Annotated in this window: 10 protein-coding genes; 1 reads left to right on the top strand and 9 read right to left on the bottom strand. The window is 54.0% G+C overall.

Annotated features, from left to right (window positions below):
• The 3 genes from WIH05_RS10575 to WIH05_RS10565 all read right to left on the bottom strand — a co-directional run.
• Positions 1-827, bottom strand: an 827-nt coding sequence (locus WIH05_RS10575) for a YitT family protein (RefSeq protein ID WP_337425358.1), incomplete at its 3' end; no start/stop codon positions are given.
• A 122-nt stretch (positions 828-949) separates the two neighbouring features.
• Positions 950-1,603 (bottom strand): fructose-6-phosphate aldolase, encoded by a 654-nt coding sequence (gene fsa / locus WIH05_RS10570; RefSeq protein ID WP_022274218.1) that lies wholly within the window; start codon positions 1,601-1,603, stop codon positions 950-952.
• Positions 1,604-1,694: 91 nt separating this feature from the next.
• Positions 1,695-3,380 carry a DUF3298 domain-containing protein gene (locus WIH05_RS10565; RefSeq protein WP_337425357.1) on the bottom strand — a complete coding sequence of 562 codons (1,686 nt, stop codon included), beginning with the start codon at positions 3,378-3,380 and terminating at the stop codon, positions 1,695-1,697.
• Between the two features lie 276 nt (positions 3,381-3,656).
• On the opposite strand from WIH05_RS10565, the gene WIH05_RS10560 reads away from it, so the two are divergent.
• The gene (locus tag WIH05_RS10560; protein ID WP_337425356.1) at positions 3,657-4,574 is read left to right on the top strand and encodes a PfkB family carbohydrate kinase; all 918 of its coding nucleotides are present in this window, start codon (positions 3,657-3,659) and stop codon (positions 4,572-4,574) included.
• 32 nt (positions 4,575-4,606) lie between these two features.
• Here the strand turns inward: WIH05_RS10560 and WIH05_RS10555 are convergent, their stop codons facing one another.
• From WIH05_RS10555 to WIH05_RS10530, 6 genes are all read right to left on the bottom strand, one after another.
• Entirely contained in the window at positions 4,607-5,923 is a 1,317-nt protein-coding gene (locus WIH05_RS10555; RefSeq protein ID WP_337425355.1) for an amidohydrolase, read from the bottom strand.
• Between the two features lie 76 nt (positions 5,924-5,999).
• Positions 6,000-6,974: a nucleoside hydrolase gene (locus tag WIH05_RS10550; RefSeq protein WP_337425354.1), complete on the bottom strand. Its 975-nt coding sequence runs from the start codon at positions 6,972-6,974 to the stop codon at positions 6,000-6,002.
• A 16-nt stretch (positions 6,975-6,990) separates the two neighbouring features.
• Positions 6,991-7,923, bottom strand: coding sequence for an ABC transporter permease (locus WIH05_RS10545; protein WP_022274213.1), 933 nt, complete (start codon positions 7,921-7,923; stop codon positions 6,991-6,993).
• A gap of 3 nt (positions 7,924-7,926) precedes the next feature.
• Positions 7,927-9,048, bottom strand: coding sequence for an ABC transporter permease (locus WIH05_RS10540; protein WP_337425353.1), 1,122 nt, complete (start codon positions 9,046-9,048; stop codon positions 7,927-7,929).
• Positions 9,045-10,574: an ABC transporter ATP-binding protein gene (locus WIH05_RS10535; protein WP_337425352.1), complete on the bottom strand. Its 1,530-nt coding sequence runs from the start codon at positions 10,572-10,574 to the stop codon at positions 9,045-9,047. The genes WIH05_RS10540 and WIH05_RS10535 overlap by 4 nt, the downstream gene beginning before the upstream one ends.
• Positions 10,575-10,668: 94 nt before the next feature.
• On the bottom strand, positions 10,669-11,856 hold the full coding sequence (locus WIH05_RS10530) for a BMP family ABC transporter substrate-binding protein (RefSeq protein ID WP_337425351.1): 1,188 nt from the start codon (positions 11,854-11,856) through the stop codon (positions 10,669-10,671).
• Positions 11,857-11,897: the final 41 nt, after the last annotated feature.

The following is an 11,897-nucleotide window of genomic DNA, read 5'->3' as shown; positions in this document are numbered from 1 at the left end:
TGGCTTACGATCATAAACGCCTGGTCGTCGATATCCATGACGATCCGGTTCAGCTTCTGAAGCTCTCTTCCGGATACCACCACCAGGATAGCCCTGGACTGCTTTCCAGAATGACCGCCTTCCATATAAAGGAGCGTGGTCCCCCGGTCCATTTTTTCCTGTATGGCCGTGCTGATCTCCTCATACCGTTCGCTGATGATCTTTGCCTGGGTCTGGCGGACACCGATGACCAGTACCTTATCCAGGATAATGGTATACGTCATGACCATGATCAGACCGTACAGGATCCTCTCCCTGTCTCCAAAGGTCATCTGGGCGATAAGTACCATGAAATCCATCACATACATGGTAACAGACACCGGGATCCCGAACCTCTTTTTCAGTACCAGCGGCGGGATATCCATCCCCCCCGTGGAGGCGCCTGCCCGGATCACGATGCCCAGGGCAAATCCGATCATAACGCCTGAAAAAACCGCGCACAGGATGGGATCATCCGTAAAGACCATATCCCCCACCAGGCGGGTAGCCTGCTCCAGTGCAAAAGGATAATAAAACGTAGCCACCAGTGTGGAAAGAGCAAATTCCTTTCCCAGCTCCACCAGGCCCACTACAAACATCAGGATATTAAATCCAGCCACAAAGATCGAAAGGGGGATCCCCCAGTAATGCTGGGCCACCAGACCCAGTCCTGTGGTCCCTGCGGCGATCATGTCCATGGGCAGCACGAACAGCGCCACGCCTGCGGCATAGACGGAAAGCCCCGCCATAATGATAACTATCTGTGCGAGCAGCCTCATGATCCTGCTCTTCTGATCCTTCTTCTCCATATACATCCTCCCTCAGTCTCTCCTCCGGTAAAAAAACGCAAAAGAAAGGAGAGTGCTGCGAAAAACCTCCCGCAGTCCTCTCCATCTCTTATTCGATTGTATTTTTCCCGGATCTGTCCTTCTTATTTTCCAAATACAGCCTCATAGTCCTTGCGGAACTTTTCGATCCCCTGGTCAGTCAGCGGATGATGGGTCATCTGCTCGATCACCTTATAGGGAACGGTGGCGATATCGGCTCCGGCCAGAGCACACTCCGTCACATGCATCGTATGGCGCACGCTGGCGGCAATGATCTCTGTCTGGATATTGTGAAGGTTAAAGATCTCAGAAACCGTCTCGATCAGGTCGATGCCCGGCTGGGAAATATCGTCCAGACGGCCTAAGAACGGCGATACGAAGGCAGCTCCGGCTCTGGCAGCCAGAAGCGCCTGGTTTGCAGAAAAGATCAGCGTCACATTGACCTGGATCCCCTCAGATGCCAGCACCTTTGTTGCTTTTAAGCCTTCCACGGTCATCGGGATCTTCACCACCATATTGGGGTGGATCTTGGCGATCTCACGTCCCTCGGCGATCATTCCTTCTGCGTCGGTGGTGGTGGCCTTCACCTCACCGCTGATGGGACCGTCCACGATGGAGGCGATCTCCTTTAAGGTCTCCACGTAATCCTTTCCCTCTTTTGCGATCAGGGACGGATTTGTCGTAACTCCGCAGATCACGCCCATATCGTTGGCTTTCCGGATCTCATCCACATTGGCCGTATCAATAAAAAATTTCATTGGTATCCCCCTCCTGTTCGGGTATTTTTTTGAACCTGTCTCCATTGTAATGGCAACCGGCGGGAATGTCAATGGACAATCGGCTCCATCCTCATCCTGCATACCCCAGGCTCTCGAAACAATCATATTCATCCATGCCGCCGATCCGGAACCGGTACTGGTCCCTGTCCTTTTGGATCCGCAGCTCACAGTGTCTTCCGTCAGGAAGCTCTGCCTCTGCCCTGGCCGCCCCCGTTTCATCCGGGAGCTCTGCGGCCCTTAATACCAGCTCCGTTCCCGCCGGGATCCGTTCCTCTTTCCCTTCGATCCATACCGGAATCTCCGCAGAGGCCCGCAGCACCGGCCCCCGGTCTCCATTTCCAGGGATCGTGTAAACCGTTCCGTCTGCCTCCGGCATCCCGTCCTCACCCATGTGGAAGCTGCGGTACGCCATATACGTTCCCAGAAGATCGATGCGGTCGTACAGGAGAAAATGACCCGGATCTCCGATGAAGCTCCCATACATGGAATCTCCCGAAGAGCCCACATAGTAAAGCACCAGCGTCCCGTTTTCATTCTGGAGCGTAAACACCTCCAGAACCCTCAGATCATTCTCACTGGAAAATTCGAGCCATAGGAAGGGGCGGCCATCCCCGGCTTCCAGAAGCCATACGTCCGTAAGGCTCCCATGGTCCCCGGCCTCCCAGGGACCTGCCGCCTCCGTCTCTGCCCCCTCTCCTGTCTGGCTCAGGGTAATGGATGATGTATACGTCTCCTCATCCACCTGTACCGTATAAATATACTCCTCCTTTTCCCCGTCCCGGTCCCAGTCGGCGTAAAAGGGTTCTCCCTCTGAAAGCTGCACTGCTGCTCCCGCCCCGGCCCGGTACGTTTCCAGGAGCAGGTCCGGGCAGTCCGCAAACGTCATCCGGCTCTCAAGGGTCCCTTCTGACCAGGGCCCCAGAACATAAGGGTTAAATACGACGGTGATCCCGTCACGGTCCATGATCCATTCCAGCTGGCCTTCGTCTCCGGATCCATTATGGAACATGGCCTCCAGGGTCTCCTCATATTCCGGATAAAGGCTTCCATCGTCCTGGCTCTTCACGTCCTCCTTCACATACTGGTACACTGCTTCCAGGTCTGTGACCACATCCGAAAGCGCCAGCCGCTTTCCCGAAGCCGGGTCAAAATTTACTCCATGGGCATAATAGCTTCCGTGGGCGCCGCCCACATAGGAAGAATCCATATCCCAGAAGCTGACGATCCGGCTGTCTGCCCGCTGTACCCGTATCTCCCGCTCAATATAATACTCCTGTCCGGGCTCCGGGGGATCCTCCCTAACCAGGGAAAGATTTTCCTTAAAACGTTCTCCCGTCTCCTGGGAAACCTCCGCATTATACTGGTCCAGGCCGTCCTTCAATGTATCCCAGCCGTCCACAGGAACATACAGCCCATCCCAGCGGCTCCTCAGCAGGCATCTCTGGTCCTTCCATTCCCCGTCATAGCTCCTCCGGGTCTCCACAAACAGCAGCTGATCTGGCTCCTGGTCCGGCCCAGAGGCCTCCTCCGGCTCTGCCGCCTCCCCGGCCCCGATCCCCCGGGACGTTTCTTCTGGTATTTCCCCGGTCCTGTTATCTCCGGATTCTGCCGTTTCCGTTTCATCCGCCGGATCTTCAGCCTTCGTTTCTGCTGCCTCCTGGTCCATACGGTCCATCTCACAGCCGGTCAGAGACACAGCCATAAGAAACGCCAGCCCCGCTCCCAAAGCCATTTTTCCTGTCCTCTGTTTTCTCATGATCCATCCCCCGCTTTCCATGTTGTATATCCCAGGTCCTGTCCGTTCCCTCAGTCTCCCGGGCATCCTTATGCCGCGCTCCAGACGGGCGCATTGCTTCTTCTTTCATTATAAGCTCCCGTCCCTGTTCCTTCTATAAAAATACGCTTACGATCATTTACGTTTTTCTTAAAGCCTCCGCTGCCCCTTTCCCTTCCAAAATCCATAGTAAAACCAGACAGCATATGCTATAATATGGCTGAAACAGACATTGTGCCAGAAAAGGAGAATTATCCCATGAAACCAGCTCTGATCATCGGTTCCACCTGTGTGGACGTCATCATCAATATCCATCATCTTCCAAAGACCGAGGAGGACATCCATCCCACCTCCCAGTCCATGGCCATCGGCGGCTGCGCCTTCAATGCCGCCTATATGGTACGGCTCTTAAACGCCCCGCACACCTTTATCACGCCTGTGGGCGGCGGCACCTACGGAGACTATGTGGCAAAGCTCATGACCCAGGCCGGGATCCCCATTGCCGTCCGGGTGCCGGAAAAGGAAAACGGCTGCTGCTACTGCCTGGTGGAGGCCAGCGGGGAGAGGACCTTCATGTCCTATCACGGAGTAGAATATACCTTCCAGAAGGAATGGATGGAGCCGTATCCGGCAGAGGATTTCGGCCTCACCTACGTCTGCGGCCTGGAGATCGAGGAGCCCACCGGGATCAATCTCATTGAATATCTGGAGGAGCATCCGTCCCTGGAGCTTTTCTACGCCCCCGGGGCCAGGGTAGGAAACATGGATCCGAAGAAAACAGAGCGGATGCTGGCCCTTCATCCGATCCTCCACATCAACGCCCTGGAGGCAGAGGCCATGAGCCAGAAAACGTCCTATGAGGACGCCGCCGCATACCTGCACTCCATCACTGGAAATACCGTCATCGTGACCCTGGGAGAAAAGGGCGCTTACTGCATAGAAAAAGACGGGACCAGCTATCTGATCCCGTCCATTCCCGCCGATCATGTGGAGGATACCATCGGAGCCGGCGATGCACACGCGGGAGCCATCATCGGCTGCCTGACCAACGGCCTCTCCCTGCGGGATTCCATTGCATATGCCAACCAGGTATCCCGGATCGTGGTCTCTGTCAAGGGCTCTTCCCTTCCGCCGGAGCTCCTTCCGCCGCTCCCAGTCCCCAAAAGCGCCCGCTAGGCTGCCGCATGGCCCTGGGGCAGATAAAACTGCTACCGGATATCCGCATACTTTACAGACCGTTCCTTAAATTCCTTCATCATTCCGTCCAGAGCCTTCCGTTCTGCGGAAAGGTCTGCAAAGCACAGCCTGTGGCCTTTTACCAGTTGTCTGCCATCCACCCAGACGCTGTCCACATTGGAAGCGTCTGCCGAGTATACGATGGCCGAATAGGGATCATAGACCGGGAACATGTTGACCGACTCCGTCTCGATCAGAGTCAGATCCGCCCGCTTCCCAGGCTCAATGGAGCCAGTCTCCTTTTCCGCCCCCAGGACTCTGGCTCCCTCAATGGTCCCCATGGCCACCACATCCCTGGCAGTGAAAATGCTGCGGTCATGATACCGGGTCCGCTGGAACGCAGGGATCATCCGGAACTGATGGAACAGATCCAGGGTATTCCCCGAGGACGGTCCGTCAGTCCCCACGCCAACGACCACTCCTGCCGCCTTAAGGTCCCGGAGCGGACACACTCCCTTCCCCGATTTCGTATTAGAACCGATGCAGTGGGAGATCTTTGCCCCGGTCTCCCGGAAGATCTCCACATCCCGGTCTGTCATATGGATGCAGTGGGCTGCGATGGTCCTCTCTCCCAGGACGCCCAATCTGTAAAGGAACTCGGCCGGCGTCTGGTCGTATTTTTCCCGGAACATTTCCAACTCATAATCCATCTCGCTCACATGAAGCGTATAAGGAACATCATACCGTTCCGCCAGTTCATAGGCTGCCTTTAAAACCTCCGGCGGATTTGTATTTGTAGCATGGGGAGCCACCACAGGCCGGATCCGTTCATGGCCCTTCCACTTCCGTATCAGCTCCTCGCACATGGCCAGGGACTGGTCTGTATTTTTACTGTCACACGTCTCCATATCGATAATGGTCTGTCCCACATACGCCCGGATCCCCATTTCTTCACAGGCTGCCGCCACCTGATCTTCAAAATAATACATATCCAGCACCGAGGTAACGCCGGAAAGCAGAAGCTCGCAGACGCCGTACCGGGTGCTCTGGCTGATCAGCTCCCGGTTCATGGCCTCCAGCTCCAGCGGGAATAAAAACCGCCTCAGCCGGTCCGGGCAGTCGTCTCCCAGGGACCGGAAGGGGATCATGGGGATATGGCAGTGGGTATTGATCATCCCCGGCATTAGGATCCCGTTTTTTCCGTCCACTGTCCCGTCCGCGTCTGCCGGCCCCTCCCCCTCTCCTGTCTCCAGGATCGTGTTCCCTTCCAGAACCACATATCCGTTTTCATAAACATGAAACTGTTCGTCCATGGTGACCACCGTCACATGATTGATCTTTGTACGCATATGATTCTCCTTATAAAAAGAGGCCGGGCCGTACAGGCCTTATGGCCTGAAACCGGCTCCCGGCCCTGTTTCTCAGCTAGTTCATTTCTTTATACGATCTTACTGTATCAAACAGCACTTCCCGGAACCGCTTCTGATCAAATTCCATGGCCACTTCCACGTTGCCGGAGGTCTTGTATTTATTCCAGCATTTTTCCCTGGAGATCTCCTGCTCCGGGTCTGTGCCCATAAAATCACGCCAGTCGCAGACAGTCATGCCCCTTGTGAACTCGCCCTTTGTTTCCACGTCCACCTGGGTCCGGATGCTATTTGTGATCACCCGGTCATCCACCCACCAGGCCACTGCACAGGCGTCGCAGATGGAGGTAAAATCAGAATTTTTCACAGAAAACTCCAGGATATCTGCGGCAAAGTCTCCCACCGTACCGCCGATGGCTCTTAACTGCTCCACATCTGCCATGTCCATATGGTTCTGACGGGTCAGGTTCAGCCCTGCCATTTTAATGGGGATCCCCGACTCAAAGACGATCTTTGCAGCCTCCGGGTCCACCAGGATATTAAACTCCGCAGCAGGAGTAGCGTTGCCGCTGGTGGCGGAGCCGCCCATACAGAGGATCTCCGGGATCCGCTTTTTTAATTCCGGCTCCTTTAAGATCGCCTGGGCCACATTGGTCAGCGGCCCTAAGGTGATCAGCGAGATATCGTCATTTTCCATAAAGGTACGGATCAGGAAATCGGCTCCGTGCTCCTTTTCCAGCTTTTTTTCCGGCTCCCGGATCTCAATATCCCCGATGCCGCCGCTTCCGTGGACCTCTGTGGCCCGCACAAGCTGGTTCAACATGGGCATATCGTATCCTGCATACACCGGGATATCCGGACGCCCGGTCAGCTCTGTGGCGAACCTGGCGTTCCTCTGGGTATACTCCAGTCCCGTGTTGCCTCCCACTGCCACGATCCCCCGCACATCCAGATGGCGGATGCACAGGATCAGGGCGAACATATCGTCGATCCCTGGATCGCAGTCAATGATCACTTTCCGTTTTGTATCCATAATCTTTCTCCTTATGCTACTTCTGGCTGCCCTTCTCGATCTTTCTCTGGCGGTTCATGCGCAGCATACCAAATACCATAAGGGCGATGATGGTGGCTGCGTAGGGGATCATCTCCAGGAACTCCGTGGGGAAGCTGGTCTGGCTCTTTAAGCTGGTGGCCGCTGCGTCACTGAGTCCGAAGAATACGGCTGCAATACCTGCTCCCAGGGGATCGCCGCCTGCGATATTACAGGCAGAAAGTCCGATGTAACCTCGTCCATTGACCATGTTCTTCATAAAGAAGCTTACCCAGCCCATGGACATGAACGCGCCGCCGAAGCCGCAGAGCACGCCGGAGATCAGGAAGGAAACGTATCCGATCCTCTTTACATTGATGCCGACGGATGCGGCCGCCCTGGCATTCTCACCCACTGCCCGGAGCCGTAAGCCCAGTCTTGTCCTCGTAAGGAAGAACCAAACGGCAAAGATCGAAATGAAAGCCAGGTATGTAAGAACATTATGTCCCGAAAGCATGGGGCCGATCAGCGGGATCTTATTGATCAGCGGAAGCACCACCGTCGGAAGTGTGTACGCCTTGATGGCTGCGGAGGTGGTAGCCTTTTCTCCTGTCAGCAGGTACATAACAAAGACCGTACCTCCTGTGGCCGCCAGGTTCACAGCAATACACGTCAGATAAAGGTCCGTCTTTCCGGACAGGCTGGAGAAGGCGATGACGGCACCCACCAGGACTCCGATGACCACAGCGCCCAAAAGGCCGATCCATACGTTTCCGGTCATTCCCGCAAACACAACGCCGCCCAGGGCCGCACAGAGCATCATGCCTTCCAGGGCCATGTTCATCATTCCGGCCTTCTTACTGATAACTGCTGCCATGCCTGCAAAGATCAGGGGAGTTGACAGCCTTAAAACAGAGTATCCAAAATTACCGATCCAGTCCAGTGTCAGCATTGATTACTCCTCCTTTCCCTTTGAGGCGGCCGATTCCTTTTCTGCCTTTTCCTTGGCAGCCAGTTCCTCTTCTGCGGCCTTATAGATCAGTTTCTTCTTATATCTTCCCATGAATTCCTCTGCCGCCACCATCAGGATAACGATACCCTGGATCACGGTGATGAACTCGATGGGGATATCTCCCTTGGAGTTTACCACATCCGCACCGATACGGATATACGCCAGCAGGCAGGCTGCCACCGGCACCAGGAGCGGGTTCTTTCTGGCTAAGACCGCCACCATCAGGCCGTCAAAGCCATGCTGGGTGGTAGCGACCCAGTTATAGCGGTCATAGTTTCCAAGGATCTCACAGGTACCGCCCAGGCCGGCCAGCGCGCCGCCGAAAAGCTGGGCGCAGATGATGGTTGCCGTCATATTGATACCGCAGGCCTTGGCAAACCAGGGGTTGCTTCCTACGACTCTCATCTTGTATCCGAATACCATCTTATAGAACAGCACAGCCACCAGGATCACGGCGATCAGGGCGATCACAAGACCTGCCTGGATCCGGAACTTGCCAAGGATCTGGGGAAGCTTGGCGTTGTCCGGGATGGGCAGGGAGCCCAGGGAACCGATGGTGGTATCTCTCATGGTATACATCATGATATAGATGGAAAGGAACATGAGGATACTGTTTAACATTAAGGATGAAACAACGATATTGGCATTGAATTTGGAGTCCAGCCACGCAGGAAGGGCAGACACCACAACACCCGTCAGCGCACCGATGACCAGTAAAAGACCGATCATAACGGGTGCAGGAACGCTTTCTCCCAGCTTGATGGCAACCCAGGAGATCACACAGCCGGCAAACATGAAGATGCCCTCACCGGCCAGATTGAACTTGTTCACCGCATACATGAAACAGAAGCAAAGTCCTGTGAAGGTAAACGGGATCGCAAGGTTAATGATACTTCCTACCCTTCTCACAGATGAGAACGGTCCCAGCACGAACTGCTGGATAATATAGATCGGATCGTCACTGACTGCAAACAGCGTCACCAGGGCCACGGCATAGGCGATGGCAATGGCGGTCAGGATCCGGACCAGCTCAACGGTAAATTCTACTCTGCTTGTTTTATTCATAACAGGCCCTCCATTTCCTCCGGGGTCATGGTCTTAAGCCCCAGCATGTACTCGCCCAGCTCTTCCTCGGAAACCTCGTTGGCTTTTCTGAACGCCGCCACGACCTTTCCCTTTCTCATGACTAAAAGCCGGTCGGAACACTCCAGCACCTCGTTCAGATCTGCAGAGATCAGAAGCGTTGCCGTTCCCTCTTCCCTGGATTTTTTAACGATGGTCTTTCGGATCATCTCGGCCGCGCCCACGTCGATGCCTCGGGTCGGCTGGTTGGCCAGGATGAAATTGGAGCCTGATGTGAACTCGCGGGCAACGACTACCTTCTGGATATTTCCGCCGGAAAGCATACGCACCGGCTCTCTCTTGTCGTCGCAGGCGATCTCAAAATCCTTGATGTACTGGTCCACGATCTCGTCGATATGCTTATGGTTGATGAACAGGCCGTTTCTGTATTCCTTTTTAAAATACCGGTCTGCGATGATGTTGTCCCGGATGGACATATCTCCGGCACAGCCATACTGCATCCGGTCCTCGGGGATATAGGCAAGGCCCATCTGGCGGATCTCATGGACGTTCTTTCCCTTGATGTCATGGCCGTTTAACTCCACAGTCCCAGAGGAAAAGCTCTCCATCCCGGCCAGCACGTCAGAAAGGGCAGACTGGCCGTTTCCTTCCACGCCGGCAATGCCGATGACCTCGCCCTCATGGATATCAAAGGAAACATCGTCCAGCACCCGCTTTCCGGATGCGCTGTTCTTCACCAGGTTCCGGATCTTAAGCACAGTCTTTCCCACTGTGGGGTCTTCCTTCTCGATCTTTAAGACCACGTCGCGGCCCACCATGAGTCTCGAAATATCGGCCTCGCTCATATCCTTTAAGTCATAGCTTCCCAGACAGTAGCCGTGGCGCAGCACAGTAACGCGGGTACAGATCCGTTTCACCTCTTCCAGCTTATGGGAAATAAAGATGATGGAATGGCCGCTGTTTCTTAAGAGGATCAGCTGCTCAAACAGCTCCTCTGTCTCCTGGGGCGTTAAAACTGCTGTGGGCTCGTCCATGATGATGATCTTGGCGCCCTTGATGAGCACCTTCATGATCTCGATCTTCTGCATCTGGCCGACGGAAAGATCGCTGACCCTGGCCATTGGATCAATATTAAAGTTATATTTTTTCGCCACCTCTTCCGTCATTTCCACTGCCTTTTTAAAGTCAAAAAGGCCGTTCTTCATAGGTTCCACGCCCAGAACCACATTTTCTGCCACCGTCAGGGACGGGATCAGCATAAAATGCTGGTGGACCATACCGATCCCCTTTTCAATGGCGTCCAGGGTATTGAGGATCTTTACCTCTTTCCCATCCATATACACTTTTCCGGTCTGGGGCGTTTCCAGTCCGAACAGTACCTTCATCAGCGTCGTCTTTCCTGCGCCGTTTTCTCCCACAAGAGCCAGGATCTCGCTCTCATGAAGCCAGAACGTGACGTTTTTGTTGGCCACAAAACCATTGTCATAGATTTTGGTAACGTCTTCCATTCTAAGTATTTCCTTGGCCATACCCATCTTCCTCCTATATGGGATCAGCAGGATCGAACGGACAATCCTGCTGACCAAAAATCAATTTTTTCAGTTATGGAGCCACGGAATCCAGAAGCTGCTGGTACTCTGCCTCGTTGGCAAAATCATAATAGGATTTTACAGTGATCTCGCCGGAAAGGATCTTCTCCTGGGATTCAGCCATCTTGTCACGGATCTCCTGGGGAACGTTCTGCTGGAAGAATTCATTGTCTACATATCCAACGGATTTTTCCTTTAAGCCAAGACGGTTTAACTTGCCCCATACTTCCTCTCCGTTTTCCACATCCTCAAAGAATGCTACGAAAGAGTCGCCTACGTTCTTTAACATGGAGGTTAAGATCACGTCTGCCAGTTCCGGGTTCTCAGAATCTTTATAATATGCGTACTGGTCGGAGTCAACGCCGATGGCCCATGTTCCAAGCTCCTTACATGCCTCGAACAGTCCGCCGCCGGAACCGCCGGCTACCTGATAGAATACGTCTGCCTTTTTGTCTCTTGCCTGGCTTAAGCAAAGCTCTTTCATCTTGGCCGGATCGGTCCAGGAACCGACGGAAGCCTTGATGACCTTAACCTCAGGATCGTAATCCTGAACGCCGTTTACAAATCCTGTTACGAAGTCTGCGATGACCGGGTTATCCATACCAACGTTTACAGCAACCACGCCTGTCTCTGTCATACCGGCTGCCATCTGGCCAACCATGTAGGAGCCTTCGTTCTGTGCGTAGAAGATGAACGCCACGTTCTCCGGGATCTCGGACTCATCCTTGGAATCGTCGAAGATGACGAAACGGTTCTCCGGATACTCCTCAGCTAATTTTAAGATAATATCGGTGTAAGTGGAGGAAGCCACGATGTAATAATAGCCCTCATCGATGACGTCTAAGATCATGTCCTCCCATTTATCAGCCTTGGACGGGTCGCCGACCTCGATGGTCTTGCAGTCCCAGCCCTTTTCTCTTAAAACGTTCATCCCCACTTCGCCGGAATCGTTGAAGGACTTATCACCTAAGTTTCCTACTACGTAAGCGATGCGCTTGTTGATCTCCTCGCCGCCCTTGGCAGCTTCGGTCTCCTTGGCGTCATCCTTTTTCTCCGCCTCAGTTTCCTTTGCAGCCTCCTTGGAGGTCTCTTCGGCCTTGGATGCCGCTGTGGTCTCCGCGTCTCCGCCGCCTCCGCATGCAGCCAGGGAAAGGACCATGGCGCCGGATAATACTGCTCCTAATACTCTTTTCAGTCTCATTGTAATCCTCCTTCTTCTTGGTTAAAGATTTTAATTATTTT

The organism is Alitiscatomonas sp., from assembly GCF_037242085.1.
GTDB lineage: Bacteria > Bacillota > Clostridia > Lachnospirales > Lachnospiraceae > Alitiscatomonas > Alitiscatomonas aceti.
This window is presented reverse-complemented; position numbering and strand designations above follow the sequence as displayed.

Coding starts and splice junctions, on each gene's coding strand:
- fsa (WP_022274218.1), bottom strand. CDS start 1,603: ATGAAATTTTTTATTGATACGGCCAATGTGGATGAGATCCGGAAAGCC.
- WIH05_RS10565 (WP_337425357.1), bottom strand. CDS start 3,380: ATGAGAAAACAGAGGACAGGAAAAATGGCTTTGGGAGCGGGGCTGGCG.
- WIH05_RS10560 (WP_337425356.1), top strand. CDS start 3,657: ATGAAACCAGCTCTGATCATCGGTTCCACCTGTGTGGACGTCATCATC.
- WIH05_RS10555 (WP_337425355.1), bottom strand. CDS start 5,923: ATGCGTACAAAGATCAATCATGTGACGGTGGTCACCATGGACGAACAG.
- WIH05_RS10550 (WP_337425354.1), bottom strand. CDS start 6,974: ATGGATACAAAACGGAAAGTGATCATTGACTGCGATCCAGGGATCGAC.
- WIH05_RS10545 (WP_022274213.1), bottom strand. CDS start 7,923: ATGCTGACACTGGACTGGATCGGTAATTTTGGATACTCTGTTTTAAGG.
- WIH05_RS10540 (WP_337425353.1), bottom strand. CDS start 9,048: ATGAATAAAACAAGCAGAGTAGAATTTACCGTTGAGCTGGTCCGGATC.
- WIH05_RS10535 (WP_337425352.1), bottom strand. CDS start 10,574: ATGGAAGACGTTACCAAAATCTATGACAATGGTTTTGTGGCCAACAAA.
- WIH05_RS10530 (WP_337425351.1), bottom strand. CDS start 11,856: ATGAGACTGAAAAGAGTATTAGGAGCAGTATTATCCGGCGCCATGGTC.